Genomic DNA, 15762 nt, shown 5'->3' on the forward strand with positions numbered 1-15762 from the left:
CGCATCGCCGCCGGCCCTCCGGCGCTAGACTCACGCCCGTGCCGACGCCGCACCACGTCCTGCTCGTGCCGGGCTTCTTCGGGTTCGCGAACCTCGGCGACTTCACGTACTTCGGTCACGTCCGGGAGATCCTGGCGGAGATCGGCCCGGAGCTCGGGCTCGACGGCGAGATCCGCGTGATCAAGACGGCGCCGACCGCGACGCTGTCCCGCCGCGCCGCGCTCCTCGCCGAGGCGATGGCCGAGGTGCTCGAGCGGTCCGGCGGCGAGATCTCCATCGTCGGCCACTCGAGCGGCGGGCTCGACGCGCGCCTCGTGGTCTCGCCGGACGTGTCGCTCCCCACCGAGGTGGACGTGGAGGGGTGCGCGCGGGCGGTCCGGTCGGTGGTGACGGTCTCGGCGCCGCACTACGGCACGCCCGTCGCCGAGTTCTTCAACAACTTTCTCGGCCAGCAGCTGCTCCGGATCCTCTCCCTCGCCACGATCTACTCGCTGCGCGCCGGCCGGCTCCCCATCGGCGCCGTCCTCCGGCTCGCCGGGCTCGTGCGCCGCCCGCGCGCGACGCCCCGGGGCGTCATCGAGCAGCTCTTCGCCCAGCTCCTCGCCGACTTCTCGCGGGACCGGCGCCACCGGCTGGAGCGCTTCTTCCAGAGCCTCGGGCAGGACCAGGACCTGGTGGGCCAGATCACTCCGGCGAGCATGGACGTGTTCGACGCGTCCACCGAGAATCGTCCGGGCGTCCGCTACGGTTGCGTGGTGACGCAGGCGCGGCGGCCCGGGCTGCGCTCGGCGCTCGGCGCGGGGCTCTCACCCTACGCGCAGGCGACCCACGCGCTCTACGTCGGCCTGTACCGGGTCGCGTCCGGGACGCCGGTGAAGAAGGAGCCGCCCCTCACCGTGCAGCAGGCGGAGCCGCTGCGGCGGGTCTACGGGCGGATCCCCGACGCGCGCGCGAACGACGGCATGGTCCCGACGCGCAGCCAGATCTGGGGCGAGGTGATCCGCGCGGTCTGGGCCGACCACCTCGACGTCATCGGGCACTTCCACCTGCCGACCCACGTCCCGCCGCACTTCGACTGGCTCGACTCGGGCGCGGGCTTCACGCGCGCGGACTTCGACGAGGTGTGGCGCTCCGTGGCGGCGTTCCTCGGCGCCGCCGGCGGGCGCCCGCGTCCCGCGATCGTCCAGTGACGGGGGATCGTCCGGCTCCTGGCGTGAGCCGCCCGCGACCGGGCGGAACCTTGGGTGGAGCTCGCCGCGCGGCGCCTCACGCACGCGCCGAGGGCCTGATGCGGACCGGCGCAGCACGCATCAGAGGTGGCCGAGGTACGCGACCACCGAGAATCGGCGCTCGACGGTAACGTACCCATCGACGAGCAGCAGGCAGTCGTCCAGCTCCCGGTACGCGTAGGGCCCCTCGGTCCGGAAGGACGCGTCCGCGATCGCGTCCGGGACGAGGATCCGCCGGCGCAGCGCCTGGAAGTCGAACGCGTCGGCCAGGGGCTTCACGTCCCCGCGCGACATCACGCGGCCGGTGCCGTGGCTCATCGAGCAGAGCAGCTCCGCGATCCGGGGCGTCGCACGCACGAGCACCGCGTCGCCGGACATGTGCGAGGGGATCACGGCCAGCTCGCCGGGGAGGAGCCGGACCGAGCCCTTCCGCAGGATCACCGCGCCGTCGGCGCGCTCCTCGTACCCGTTGTGTGACACGTCGAGCACGGGCTCGAGCCGCCCGAACACGGCCTCGAGCGCCTCCTGGACCGCGGCCCGGTTGTCGCGGGCCCAGGCCGAGACGCGGGCGAACTCACGGTCGAACTCGGCCGGGCGATCCACCAGGGCGTCCACGAGCCCGGACTCCTGCCGGGAGCCGGTGTGGCACAGGAAGTGGATCGGCCCGCCGTCATCCGGGGCGAGCGCGTCGAGGAAGTGATTCCCTCCGCCGAGGTCGCCGAGCCGCCCCCGGTTCGCGCGCAGCCGGTCCGCGACCGCGTCCCACCGCCGCCGGTCCAGGTCCGCGCGGTCGAGGTCGGATCGGAGCAGGCGCATGCCGCAGCCGCAGTCCGAGACCGCGAAGCGCCTCCAGTCCGGCTGGCGCGTCAGCACCGCGGTGCCCGTCGGGAGCGGGCTCTTCCCCGGGCAGGCGTCGGGCAGGAACACGATCTCCTCCGCCCGGAGGCCGCGGGGGATCCACGAGTAGAGGACGCCCAGGGGCTCCGCGGAGCAGTTGGTCACGTTCATGCTGGCGCTCCGATCACGGGATCACGACACCTGGCGAACCGGAACCCTGCGACATCGGTCGTGCCGGCGACCATCATCTTCTCCGTCCAACCGGCGCGCAGCGCGTTCGCATGGATTCGTCAGCGGCTGCTGAAGCATGGGTTCCATCAGCTCGAGGCACCATGCCATGACTCGTGCAAGACGCGTCGTCTTCGGCGTGACGGTCGTGATGTGGGTGGGCGTCTGCGCCGTCGTCCTCCTGGGGCTGATACGCGGTGCATCAGAGGCACCGCCAGGCACGATCGAAGAGTACGCGCGCGCGCCCGGCTTCCAGGTGCTCAACTTCGTCGCGGGCTATCTTCCGATGCTCGTCCTGGTTGTCGTGGCGTTGCTCGGACTCGAGCACCTCGCGCTGCGAATCGCCGAGCGACGGCTGAACCGGGACAGGAAAAGCGTTCACCCGCCGCGGTGAGCGCCGCCTCGGGCCCGTCGTCCGCCGTCCGGAGGAGATTGAGCGGCCGTCAGTGCATCACCGGCGGCTCGGGCTGTTCGTGCGCTGCCGCCTCGGGCTCGCGCTCGGCGTGGCGCGCGATGCCGCGCTCCACGGCGGAGATGAGCCAGGGGCGGAGATCGCGCGCGGCGATGATGGCGTCGAGCGAGCCGACCCGACGCGCGCGCTCGACGGTGTGCACGGCGTCGAACTCCTCGGCCACCTCGCCCATCTTCTCGGAGCGGACCTGGGCGAGCACCTCGGCGAGCCGGGCGCGGGCGGCGCCACCGCCCCTCGCCGCGGCCTGCTCCGCGGCGACGACGCGCGGATCCTTGCGGGTCCGGGCGTCCACCTCGCGAGAGAAGACGACCGCGGCCGCTGGCGCGCCGCCGATCACCGACGCGCGCGCCCCCTCCACCGCCACCGCCTCCATCTCCTCGCGGAGGGCCTTCGAGAACACCACGAACGCGCCGCCGTGGTAACGCGACACCACGCAGAACACGAGCGGGCCGTCGAAGGTCACCACCGCCCGCCCGATCTCGGCGCCGTACTCGAGCTGGAGCCGGCGCATCGACTCCGGCGAGCCGTCGAAGCCGGAGAGGTTCGCGAGCACGACCACCGGCCGGTTGCCGCTCGCGCCGTTGATGGCGCGGGCGAGCTTCTTCGAGGACTGCGGGAAGAGGGTGCCGGCCGACCAGAGCTCCGGGCCGTCGGCGGGCACGAACTCGAGGCGCGGCAGGGGGCGCGACTCGATCCCGAGGAGGCAGACCGGCCAGCCGCCGAGGTGCGCGTCCCACACCACCGCGGTCTCGCCGCCGCGCACGTCGCGCCAGCGCTCGAGCGGCGGCAGGTCCTGGTCGATCGCCGCGGCCAGGATCCGGCGGATGTCGAACGGCTTCTTCCGGTCCGGGTTCTTCTCGGCGCTGAACACGTCGCCCACCGTCGTGAACCCGGCGCCGCCCTCCGGCCCGTGCGGCGAGGCGCGGACGTCGCGCTCCGGCGGATCCTCCGTCCGCGCGCGCCGCGGGAACCGCTCCCCCGGCGCCACGTAGGTGTGGTCGTAGTGGGCGAGGAGGATCCGGATGGCGTCGGCGAGGCTCGCCGCCTGGTACTGGGCCTGGCCGTTCGGGCCCATGATCCGGTCGTAGCCGCCGATGAGGAGGTTGTCCTCGGCCGCGACCGAGCCGGAGTACTCGAGGGCCTCCTTGCCGGTGAGGACCATCGCCGACCCGGGCGTCATCACCAGGATGCCGCGGGTGTGCATGAGCATCGTCGCCTCGGCGTTCCAGTACGGCTGGGCGCCGACGTTGACGCCGGTGACGACGACGTTGATCTCCCCGCCGCGCGCGGTGTGCTCGACGATCCGCCGCAGCACGCGGGAGATCCAGTCCATGTTCTCGGTGCCGCTCTCCATCGAGATCTTCGCGCCGGCCGAGACGGCGAACCACTCCAGCGGGACGCCGAGCCGCTCGGCGAGGTCGATGGCCGCGATGACGCGCCGGCACTCCGGCTCGGCGAGGGAGCCCATCGCCCGGGTCGGATCCCCGAGCAGCACCACCCGCAGCATGCCCTCCGGGTAGCGATCCGTGAAGGTCCGCATCACGCCGACGACGACGTTCGCGGTGTTCTCGCCCGGGGGCCGGCGCACCGGCACGAGGGCGCCGCCCGCGTCGAGGTCGTGCTCGGCGAACTCGCCGGGCGGCACGTCGGCGAGGGCCCCGCGCGGCGGCGCGAGCATCCGGACGATCTCGAACGGGTGGGTGAGCCCGCGGCGGCGGAGCGCGATGACGCGCCGCTGGTACTCCTGCATCGGCTCGAGGGGCCGGTCGGTGGGCGGGTCGTACCGGATCGCGAGCCCCTCGCCGGCGAGCGTGACGCGGACGAAGGTGTCCGCGAGCGCGCCGGTGAGCGGGTCGGGGATCCGCGCGGCGAGGAGGACCATCTCGAGGCCGAGCCCCTCCGTCGCCGGCGCGAGGCGCGCGGCGACCCGGTGGAGCGCCTCCTTCGGGAGCACGAGCGGCGGCTCGAGGGTGAGCAGGACCCGGTTCCAGTGGAGCCGCTGCTGCGGATCGCGGCTCGCCTGGAAGCGGCGCATCCCCGCGAGCGCCTCGTGCAGCTTCCGCTCGAGGTGGGGGAGCTGGACGATCTGGCCGTCGGCGTCGCGCACCGGCGTGAGGTCCCGCACCTCTGCGACCGCGAAGAGCCGCTCGTCCTTCGGGTTCTCCCGCGCGACGCCTCGGTACAGGAAGACGTCCTCGACCGAGGGGAGCCGCTCGAGCTCGAAGCGGCTGAGTCGGGAGAGCTGCATGCGCCGGAAGAGCAGCGGGTGGACGCCGCGGTATCGCGGCTCCTCCTCGAAGCGATCCGGACCGCCGCGGAAGGAGAGGTGCTGCTGGCTCGCCTGGCGCCCGAGGCCACGCCCCGCCCGCGCCACGACGAACGAGGCGCGCCGGAGCGGCCGCGGGAACCCGGCGCCCTCGAGGGCGTCGCCGAGCCGCGCCGCGAGCACCTCCGGCGGGCCGGACGGATCGTCGGCCCAGAGGTACGCCTCGATCGTGAGGTCCATGCCGGCGGGGACCTCGGCCGCGTAGCGCGCGAGGGCCCGCGCGAGCCGCGGTGCGTCCGCGGCGCGGGCGAACCCCGCGACGAGCCGCTCGCGGCGGCCGTCGACGTCGTGCTCGGCGGTCGCGCAGGCGAACCCGTCGAGCTCGCGGGGCGAGACGCCGGCGAGCGGGACCGTGCGGTAATAGCGCCGGAGCAGGATCTCGACCAGCGCGGGGCGGATGGCCGCGTCGGCGGCGGCCATCCGGGCGACGAGCAGCGTCGCGAGCGGCTGCGGGCACGCCACCAGGCGCGCCAGGGCCGCCTCGCGCCCGGCGCAGGGGCGCGACACCGCGGCGAGGTCGGCCTCGGCCTGCGCGTACACCGCCGCCCGCAGCCGCTCGAACTCGGGCCGGTCGAAGCGGCGGAAGCGCAGGTCGCGGGCGAGATCCGCGAGGGCCGGCGCCCGCTCCTGGCCGACGTCCACGAGCCGGTCGAGCAGGGCGCGCGCGCCCTCGCCCTCGAAGCCGAGGGGCTCGTCGCCGGAGTCGAGCCGCCGCTCCAGGATGGCGCGGATCGCCGGCACCGACGCGCTCGCGCGCTCGTGCGCCTTCTGGAGGCGCAGCAGGGCGAGCTCGAGGGCGCGCCCCGGCGCGTCGAGCGAGACGCCGTAGTGGCGGAGCGCGGTCCGCAGCCGGGCCACGAACGCCGGCGAGAGCCCGGCGCCGCGCGCGCCCGGCTCGTGCAGGTAGCGCCACAGCTCCTCGAGCGCCGGGCGAGGCCGTTCCCCGGCGCCGCGGGCCGGCTCGGGCACCCGGCGGAACAGCACGAGCACGTCGGCGAACGCCGCGAGCGCGTCCTCCTCCGCGCGCAGCGCGGCCGGATCGGCCGCGGGCACCGCGGCGGCGCGCTCGACGAGGGCGGCCGTGATGCGCGCCGCCTCGGCCGGGACGAAGTCGAAGCCGAGGAGGAGGGCCCGGAGCTCGCCGAGGGCGGCCAGGTAGGCGGCGCGGGCGTCCTGCGGCGGCTGCGGCGCCGTCGGCTCGAACGCGAGGGGCGGGGCGAGCTCCGCATAGGCCTCGCCGGCGGGGTCGATGCGCAGCAGCGGGGCGCCGGCGTCCACCTGGGCGTTGGGGAGGGTGAGCACCTCCCGGACCACGCCGTCCTCCGGCGCCGTCACGACCGCCTCGACCTTCATGGACTCGAGGCGCGCGACCTCGTCGCCGCGCGCGACCCGCTGCCCCGGCTCGACAGGCACCGAGAGCACCACCGCCGGGAGCGGGGAGGTGACCAGCCCCGCGGGCTCGCGCTCCACGACGTGGGGGGTGCCCTCCACGTCCACCAGCACGCGGGCGCCCTCCGCGGCGGAGAGGACGCGCATGCGCGTGCCGTTCACGTCGAGCTGCCGCTCCGAGGGGCCGAGCCGCTCCACGCGGACGTCCACTGAGCCGACCCCCGAGGCCACGCGGAACCTGTCGGGACCGACCTGCCGCACCTCGAGCCGGTGGCGCCGGCCGGCGAGGCGGAGATCGACGGGGCGCCCGGTGGAGGGGCCGACGCGGGGGCGGCCGCGGCGCGCCCCCGCGAGGAAGCGGGCGCGCTCGAGATCGAGGTCCGCCTCGTAGGCCTCGATGGCGGCGGCGAGGAGCGCGTGGCCGGGGCGCGGGACCACCAGCGGCTCGCCGGTCGCGGCGAGGCGCGGGAGCAGCCCCACGCCGGCGATGCCGCCCCGCAGCTCGGGGCGGTCGAGGAGCGCGAGGAGCAACGCCCGGCTGGTGCCGGTGCCCCGGACGAGCACGTCCGCCTCGGCGAGCGCCTGCGCCAGGCGGCGGAGGGCGGCGTCACGGTCCGGTCCGCGGGCGACGATCGTCGCGACGGGCGCGTTGCCGGCGGGGGCGGGATCGCCCACCTCGACGGCCGCGTCGGCGCGCACGTCGGGATCGCAGGGGAGGCGCAGCAGCGCCACGCGCCCGGGGACCGCGGTGCGGTCCTCGGGATCGCGGGCGTCGAGGCGCGCCGCCATCGCGTGCGCGCCCAGCAGGGCCGCGGCGGGGACCGGTCCGCCGGTGGCGAGGTGGAGGGAGAGCCGGACCAGATCGACGCCGATCGCGGCCTCGAGGGCGCACCCCGCCGCCGGGAGCGGGCCCAGATCGACCAGCGCGAGCGCGCCCGTCGTGGGATGGACGAGCAGCGACACCGCGATGACGCCCACCGCGCCCGCGGCGGTGGCCACCTTCACCGCCACATCGCACGCCGCCACGACCTGCTCCGCGTCGAGCCCGGGCGCGGGCGACTCCGACAGCACCACCGCGGGGCCGCGCCGCAGCGACGCGTCCGCGGTCCCGAGCGCCCGGGAATCGCCGACGCCGTCGCGGGCGACGACCACCTCGATCAGCCGCGATCGCGGATCCGGCGCCGCGCCGGCGCGTTCGATCCCCAGCTCCGCCGCGCGCTCAGCGAGCCAGCCCGGGGTGGAGACGCGCGCGAGCGCCTCGGCCGGCCAGCCGAGGTGGACGACGCCCCGCGCCGCGCACGCCGCGGCGAACGCCGCCCGCTCCGCCAGGGACGCGTCGCCGAGCCAGGCGGCCCCTGGACGGGCGAGCTCCAGGGCGCGCTCCGGGGGCCCGTCGAGCACGACCACCTCGTCGGCCTCACGGGCGAACGGCGCCTCGCGCTCGTTCGGCGCGATGACCGCCACCGTCTCCGCGGCGCGCCCCGCCCGCGCGAGCTCCCGGACCGCGCGGAGCACCCGCCTCCCGCGCGCGCCGCCATCTCGCACCGCCACGCGCCCGATGCCGCCCGTGCCGTCCATGGCTCCCCGCGGTCGCGCCCGCCGCCACCCTCGTCGGCGACGCCGCGGATCCTTCCTGTAGGTGCCGGCCGGACGCGCCGCACGGCGGACGACGGCGCCTCGCGACCGCACCTCCCGCGAAAGCGAGCCCCCGTGCGTCCGGAGCCCCGCGGGGGATGATTTCCGTCCCGGCGGGGGCTGCGCTCGTCCGCGATCGTCTTTTCCCGAACCCGCACGCGAACGCGAACCCGGTCACCCGTGCCCCGTGCCCCGTGCCCCGTGCCCCGTGCCCCGTGCCCCGTGCCCCGTGCTTCCGCGCCCGCGGCGAAACCGACGAAGGCCCCGTTCAGGCTCGGTCGAGGAGCCCCGTGCCGCCGTGGCCGCGGCGCGGCGACCCACGCGGGATCGTCGCCATCACGACGCGTTCGCCCAGCGTGAAGCCAGCGCGGCAGATCCGGGCTGCGGGGCCGCCGAGGTGGCGGACCATGAACGTCGCCGCTGGGGCCTTCGAGCGAAAACTTCTCTCGGTCGGGAGGTGACTCGGTCGGGAGGTGGTCTTGCCACGACGCCGTGGCTGACCGTGGGTACGGCTCACTACTTCCCGTCGGATGAACGTCGAGATCAGCCATCCGCAGAAGCGCGGCGGTTCTCTCGAGGCGCCTCAACGCGTCGAGCGGGACGCTATCGATCCCGTCGTCAGGGGTCAGGCATCCGGCCCGAATACAGCCAGCGGCTTCCCGTCGAAACGCACCCCGAGCTCCCAGCGGAGCCCGTCCGGCGCCCGGCCGCGGACCCGGATCCATCCCCGGTGGAGGGCGTGGAGGTGGTGCGCGGCGCACAGGGCGATCTGGTTCTCGTCCGAGTCGTCGCCGCCACGGGAGCGATAGCACACATGGTGCACGTGCGCGGCGGGGCGGCTGCACCCGGGGACCTGGCACCGGCCCCGATCGCGCGCGAGAATCTTCCGCTGCCGCGGAGGGCGCGAGCGCTCGGCCACCTTCGCGGCCTCCTTCCATGTCTCGATGAACTCGTCCGCGATGCGGACGACGCACTCCTCCGGGGTGAGCCAATGACCTGCGGCGGCCCGAGCCGCGCGGAATGAGGCGTCAATGAGGAGGGCCACCCGGCGCGGCACATGGAGGGTCAGCCAGTCGCGCGCACACATCTGCGCGAGGAAGGGGTTCGTCGGCTTGCTCGGCGTGCCCGTCTCCGCCCCGGAGTCGTCGGCCCGGCCCGACGGCGCACACATCTGCGTTGCCTTCGCCGCGGAGTCGTCGGTCCGCCCTGGCGCCGCACACATCTGCGCCGGCTCCTCCGCGGAGTCGTCGGTCCGCCTCGACGGCGCACACATCTGCGCCGCGGCCTGCGCCTCGGCCGTGGACCGAGCGGCGAGCTCGTCCTCGAGCTCACGCCGGAACGCGATGCAGGTCGAGGCCTCGGCGTGGGTGATCAGCGCCTCGACGGTATCCTCGTCCGTATTCGCTCCCGCGGCGCGCGCGACGAGCCGCGCCTGCTCGTAGCTGACCCTCCCCTCCCGGAGCGCCTGTCGGAGCGCCGGGAGCGCATAGAGCCGCCGCTCCAACGCCGCCCGCTGCGCCACGGTCCGCTCCGCCATTCCCAGTCTTTCGGCGCAGTAGTGGCCGAAGGTGGCGAAGCCCATGTCCCGCCAGAGCCCGACATTCAGGACCAGCATGGCGAGGTGGCCGACCAGCTCGTCCCAGCGCTCGCGCATCGACGCCAGGTGACGGAGCTGGTCGTCGAGCCGCTCCGCGGGATCTTTGGCAGGCGCGCCGCCCGTGTCGTCCAAAGCCGCGTCGTCCAGGACCGCGCCGTCCGTCACGGCGCCGAGCATCGGGGCCGCGACCGGCTCGACCGGGGCGAGCGCCTCCCAACATGCCGTCTCCTCCTCGAGCCCCTCCCGCGCGGCGTCGAGCCACTCCGCCCGCGAAGCCTCGGCGCTCCGCTCCTCGGCCTCCTCGTCCGCGTCCACCGGGTGCGCGCCCAGGTACTCCTGGCAGATCACCTCGAGCCGCTGCCACCGCGGCGAGGTTGCCTTGAGGAGCTTCCCCGCCAGCGCAAGCGCCTCGTCGAGCCGGGCCCGCGCCTCGGGTCCGAGAAGGACGTCCACCCGGTCGAAGCGCTCCTCCTCGAGCTCCATGCAGGTTGCTGCACCCATCGCGCCATTCGCGCTCTCCGCGCGATCCCGGTCCGCCGCCCGGACCGCCACCTCGAGCGCCCGCACCGTCGCGGTCCGCGCCCGCTCGACCCACTCCGCCTCCGCGTCGCCCATCGCCACGCGAAGGATGGTCGTCGCCTTGCGCGCACTCACCTCTCCGGAGCGCACCGCCTCACGGAGCCGCGGTCGCTCGTGCAGCGCCCGCGCGAGCTGGACCATTCCCTGCGCGGTGCGGCCGGCGATCCCGATCCGCTCGCGCGCGTAATCCGCGATCCCCGAGTACCCGAGCCGCAGCGTCCGGTCGCCCTGTGCCAGGGCCAGGAGTCCCTCGCCGAGCGCGATGTCCAGCGCGCCTCGCCCTCGTGCCACCCGGGCGAGGAGTTCGTCCACGAGCAGCGCCGCCTCCTCCCGGAGCACGTGCGGCCGCTCGTGAGGCATGGGCGGGTCGAGCTGCCACGCGGCGCGGGCGAGCGCCTCGGGCGGCGGCACCGCCGAGGTTGCGCTCGAACTGGCGACGGCCTCGCACATCGTCCGGACGATTGCACGCAGGTCTGACATCGAAGTTCATTTCGAATTGCGTTGGCTCGTCATCGCTAGGTGCGGTTGATTGCCGCGTATGTTTCTTGGAATGTGGCTGGATGCTGAGGGCGAAAGGCGTGATCGCAATCGTTATGAAAATGCCGGCTCATCCCCGCGGGCGCGGGGAACGGAACCGGACGGCGCTCACCCGGGAGGCCCCGGGCGGCTCATCCCCGCGGGCGCGGGGAACGGTCAGAAAAGACCACCGAATCCAGCGGCACGCGCGGCTCATCCCCGCGGGCGCGGGGAACGGGCGCTGACCGCCGACCACACCGTCGCGCACCGCGGCTCATCCCCGCGGGCGCGGGGAACGGCAACGCGGCGATCGCCCGAGGGGAGGCGTAGGTCGGCTCATCCCCGCGGGCGCGGGGAACGGTGCACCGCGCACGTCGCGCAGGCGCCGCACGACGGCTCATCCCCGCGGGCGCGGGGAACGGCGGATCGTTCGCGAGGTGGGACGCGGACTCGTCGGCTCATCCCCGCGGGCGCGGGGAACGGGCGACTTCATCGCATCGCCCGCGTCGCGAAGTAGGCTCATCCCCGCGGGCGCGGGGAACGGATCCTCGCCCCCGCGGCGACCTCGGCCAGATCCGGCTCATCCCCGCGGACGCGGGGAACGGTCGAGGAGCTCGGCGAGGCACTCGCGCGCGGCCGGCTCATCCCCGCCGCGCGGGGAACGGGTGTCCGGCGACGGCACGAAGAAGCCGAAGGGCGGCTCATCCCCGCGGGCGCGGGGAACGGGACGGGCACGAGGTGGTGCTGCGGGGAGGGTACGGCTCATCCCCGCGGGCGCGGGGAACGGAGGCCCGTCTCCCACGTGCGCGCCAGGTCCGGCGGCTCATCCCCGCGGGCGCGGGGAGCGGGATGATCTTCTTGACCGCGTTGCCCGCCCCGGTCGGCTCATCCCCGCGGGCGCGGGGAACGGCAGGTCCACGATGCGGCCCGAGGGGATGCGGACGGCTCATCCCCGCGGGCGCGGGGAACGGCGGAAGACGAGCCCCGCCCCGCTCCCGGGCCGCGGCTCATCCCCGCGGGCGCGGGGAACGGGACCGCGACCTCCACCGGCGCAAGGCATGGATCGGCTCATCCCCGCGGGCGCGGGGAACGGTACTCGGGCCACATCGGGCCGTCGTCCCACACCGGCTCATCCCCGCGGGCGCGGGGAACGGGCGAGCCGCTCCGCGCGAGCCTCGGCGGCGGCCGGCTCATCCCCGCGGGCGCGGGGAACGGTCGGCGTACTTCGGCTCGACCAGGTCGACGAGCGGCTCATCCCCGCGGGCGCGGGGAACGGGGAGTCTCGCCCCGCACTCGAGAAGACCCGCGCCGGCTCATCCCCGCGGGCGCGGGGAACGGTCCGCGTGTAGGGTGTGGCATCCGATCGATCACGGCTCATCCCCGCGGGCGCGGGGAACGGGGGCCCTTCGCTAGAATCCACAGCCCGCCGAACGGCTCATCCCCGCGGGCGCGGGGAACGGGCGAAGAAGTCTTCCGCCACCCTCCGGAAGAGCGGCTCATCCCCGCGGGCGCGGGGAACGGGCGATCGCCATCCCGCCGACCTTGCCGACCGTCGGCTCATCCCCGCGGGCGCGGGGAACGGCCGCCGCGCGCGCCGTCCAGGCCCGTCACGTTCGGCTCATCCCCGCGGGCGCGGGGAACGGGCAACCGGGGATCTGCAAAGTCACGTCGGCGTCGGCTCATCCCCGCGGGCGCGGGGAACGGTCCGGCTTGCCCGACTCGACCCCGGTCCCGACCGGCTCATCCCCGCGGGCGCGGGGAACGGTAAAGCTGGAGGTCGGTCTTCGGCTCGATCCCCGGCTCATCCCCGCGGGCGCGGGGAACGGGCCGTGGCACTTCATCGGCGCACCCCCTCGCGCGGCTCATCCCCGCGGGCGCGGGGAACGGATCGACGCCTGGCAGCACGACGTCCTCGAGGCCGGCTCATCCCCGCGGGCGCGGGGAACGGAACGACAAGCCCGAGAACACCGCGAAGCACTCCGGCTCATCCCCGCGGGCGCGGGGAACGGTTCCGCGTGCGGGAGTCGAGCGGGGAGGGCGGCGGCTCATCCCCGCGGGCGCGGGGAACGGCGTCTCGGGCTCGATCCGCTCCCGCTCGACTCAGCCGCGACCGGCTCATCCCCGCGGGCGCGGGGAACGGCTGATGGCCAGGCAGCGCAACATCGCCCCGGGCGGCTCATCCCCGCGGGCGCGGGGAACGGCTGCGGGACGAGCGGATCGAGATCCGGCGGGCCGGCTCATCCCCGCGGGCGCGGGGAACGGCTTCGGGGCCGGGGTTCCGCACGCGGGGCACGCGGCTCATCCCCGCGGGCGCGGGGAACGGCCGCTCGTGCTCCGATCCGCGAACTGCCGCGCCGGCTCATCCCCGCGGGCGCGGGGAACGGCACTCCTGCTCGGCGAGGTACGCGACGGTCGCCGGCTCATCCCCGCGGGCGCGGGGAACGGTTACCGATCTCCTTGCCGAACTCGGTGTCGGGCGGCTCATCCCCGCGGGCGCGGGGAACGGCCGAGCGAGACAAGGAACAGGGGCACGGGGATCGGCTCATCCCCGCGGGCGCGGGGAACGGTCGTCGCCATGTCCTCCTCCTCTACCCGTTCACGGCTCATCCCCGCGGGCGCGGGGAACGGGCGGCCTGGCTCGAGACAGCGGCGCCGAGGGCCGGCTCATCCCCGCGGGCGCGGGGAACGGCCCGGTCCGCGCGAACCCGCCCAGGTGGATCACGGCTCATCCCCGCGGGCGCGGGGAACGGCGCCAGAGGCCGGGCGGGGGCCGGCGCGGCGGAGGCTCATCCCCGCGGGCGCGGGGAACGGTTCCGGAGCCCGAGCACGCACGCCCCCGGCGACGGCTCATCCCCGCGGGCGCGGGGAACGGGCGAGGAGCTCGAGGTGCTCTCCCGTGCCTGACGGCTCATCCCCGCGGGCGCGGGGAACGGTCTCCCGCGCCAGCGGCGGATCCGTCCTGCCCCGGCTCATCCCCGCGGGCGCGGGGAACGGCCCATCCGGCGTTGAACCCGGCCTGCAGGGCGCGGCTCATCCCCGCGGGCGCGGGGAACGGAGCCGAGCGCGGCGGCGATCCCCGCGAAGTACGGGCTCATCCCCGCGGGCGCGGGGAACGGCACGCGACCGGCGAGATCGCGACGCACGGGAGCGGCTCATCCCCGCGGGCGCGGGGAACGGGTCCGGTTCGTCCGGGACGACGACACATCGATCGGCTCATCCCCGCGGGCGCGGGGAACGGCGCCTGTACGGGGACATCGAGCGCGAGGCCGACGGCTCATCCCCGCGGGCGCGGGGAACGGGACCACCGGGACGGGTGCGCCTCAACCGCCGGCGGCTCATCCCCGCGGGCGCGGGGAACGGCGTATCATCCCGTGCGCGACTACCTACGCTCGCGGCTCATCCCCGCGGGCGCGGGGAACGGTATCCGCTGCGGTCCGGGCCCCAGAACAGCGCCGGCTCATCCCCGCGGGCGCGGGGAACGGGGATCGCACGGATCGCCGGGTTTGGCAGGGATCGGCTCATCCCCGCGGGCGCGGGGAACGGATCTCGGCGGTGAGCGCGCGCGGCCAGCCGGCCGGCTCATCCCCGCGGGCGCGGGGAACGGTCCATCGCGCGGAACCAGGCGACCGCCTCCGCCGGCTCATCCCCGCGGGCGCGGGGAACGGGCGTAGGTGTGCCGGGTGGCCTGATACCAGGGCGGCTCATCCCCGCGGGCGCGGGGAACGGCGGAGGAGCGCCTCCAGCTCGTGCGCCTCGCGCGGCTCATCCCCGCGGGCGCGGGGAACGGTCCACGGAGACCGCGGACACGGCGACCGTTGGCGGCTCATCCCCGCGGGCGCGGGGAACGGCCCCCAGCGCTTCGAGCGTCACATCAGACAAGCGGCTCATCCCCGCGGGCGCGGGGAACGGGACACCAGCAACGTTGCCTGATCCAGGGTCAGCGGCTCATCCCCGCGGGCGCGGGGAACGGTGCAACGAGGTCGAGGACGGGGTGATCCTCGACGGCTCATCCCCGCGGGCGCGGGGAACGGGCGGGGCAGGTCTTCCGCGTAGCTCGCGAGCAGCGGCTCATCCCCGCGGGCGCGGGGAACGGGTAGAATCGCTGTCTCATCGCGCCTCGCTCTCCGGCTCATCCCCGCGGGCGCGGGGAACGGGCGCCGACGTACTCCGCGCCCTTGCCGTCGAGCGGCTCATCCCCGCGCGGTGGCGGCTCATCCCCGCGGGCGCGGGGAACGGGTGCCGGAGGCCGGGGGGCGACCGCGGCGGGCCGGCTCATCCCCGCGGGCGCGGGGAACGGAGGCGCCCCGCGGTCGTCACGGAGTCGGGATCCGGCTCATCCCCGCGGGCGCGGGGAACGGGCCGGCGGGCCGGCGGGCGGGCAGGCCGCGGCGGGCTCATCCCCGCGGGCGCGGGGAACGGGGCGTGACCGCGCCGAAGCTCTCGGCGACGCACGGCTCATCCCCGCGGGCGCGGGGAACGGGTCCCCGCCGCGATCGTGCCATCGGCGGTCACCGGCTCATCCCCGCGGGCGCGGGGAACGGTCGTCCAGGACGCCCCGGTGCTCGCGCAACAGCGGCTCATCCCCGCGGGCGCGGGGAACGGTGGCGTGAGCGGAAGACGCTCACCGCCTCGGACGGCTCATCCCCGCGGGCGCGGGGAACGGAGCCCAGCGGCCTTGGCTGCGGTGGCGAGCGCCGGCTCATCCCCGCGGGCGCGGGGAACGGTGGCCCAACCGAGATCGCCCTGCGGGTGACCGCGGCTCATCCCCGCGGGCGCGGGGAACGGGTGACGCCCGTCGCCTTCGAGCGCGTCGCCACCGGCTCATCCCCGCGGGCGCGGGGAACGGTTCATCACGACGAAGGTAGTCGCCGCGGTCGACGGCTCATCCCCGCGGGCGCGGGGAACGGGACGCCCAGGAGGCGGATCGACGTTCCGCGCTCGGCTCATCCCCGCG

Annotated in this window: 5 protein-coding genes and 2 CRISPR repeat arrays (1 of these 7 running past the window's edge); of the genes, 2 read left to right on the forward strand and 3 right to left on the reverse strand. The window is 75.7% G+C overall.

The features are described from left to right. Nucleotides 1-38: 38 nt before the first annotated feature. Complete coding sequence (locus tag MNZ27_RS06235; protein ID WP_242393179.1) at nt 39-1190, forward strand: esterase/lipase family protein; 1152 nt, start codon at nt 39-41, stop codon at nt 1188-1190. Nucleotides 1191-1310: 120 nt separating this feature from the next. Here the strand turns inward: MNZ27_RS06235 and MNZ27_RS06240 are convergent, their stop codons facing one another. After that, the gene (locus MNZ27_RS06240) at nt 1311-2231 is read right to left on the reverse strand and encodes an RtcB family protein (protein ID WP_242393180.1); all 921 of its coding nucleotides are present in this window, start codon (nt 2229-2231) and stop codon (nt 1311-1313) included. A gap of 172 nt (nt 2232-2403) precedes the next feature. Here MNZ27_RS06240 and MNZ27_RS06245 point away from each other — a divergent pair, with 172 nt between their 5' ends. After that, entirely contained in the window at nt 2404-2688 is a 285-nt protein-coding gene (locus MNZ27_RS06245; RefSeq protein WP_242393181.1) for a hypothetical protein, read from the forward strand. A gap of 49 nt (nt 2689-2737) precedes the next feature. On the opposite strand, the gene MNZ27_RS06250 is transcribed toward MNZ27_RS06245, so the two are convergent. Both MNZ27_RS06250 and MNZ27_RS06255 read right to left on the reverse strand, forming a co-directional pair. Then, the gene (locus MNZ27_RS06250) at nt 2738-8059 is read right to left on the reverse strand and encodes a carboxyl transferase domain-containing protein (protein ID WP_242393182.1); all 5322 of its coding nucleotides are present in this window, start codon (nt 8057-8059) and stop codon (nt 2738-2740) included. A gap of 682 nt (nt 8060-8741) precedes the next feature. Continuing rightward, on the reverse strand, nt 8742-10772 hold the full coding sequence (locus MNZ27_RS06255; RefSeq protein WP_242393183.1) for an HNH endonuclease signature motif containing protein: 2031 nt from the start codon (nt 10770-10772) through the stop codon (nt 8742-8744). 123 nt (nt 10773-10895) lie between these two features. Then, nucleotides 10896-11414: direct repeats of the CRISPR family, unit length 29 nt; unit sequence CGGCTCATCCCCGCGGGCGCGGGGAACGG. Between the two features lie 91 nt (nt 11415-11505). After that, nucleotides 11506-15762: direct repeats of the CRISPR family, unit length 29 nt; unit sequence CGGCTCATCCCCGCGGGCGCGGGGAACGG; it runs 258 nt beyond the window's last position.

Source organism: Anaeromyxobacter oryzisoli (genome assembly GCF_022690765.1).
Classification (GTDB): domain Bacteria; phylum Myxococcota; class Myxococcia; order Myxococcales; family Anaeromyxobacteraceae; genus Anaeromyxobacter; species Anaeromyxobacter oryzisoli.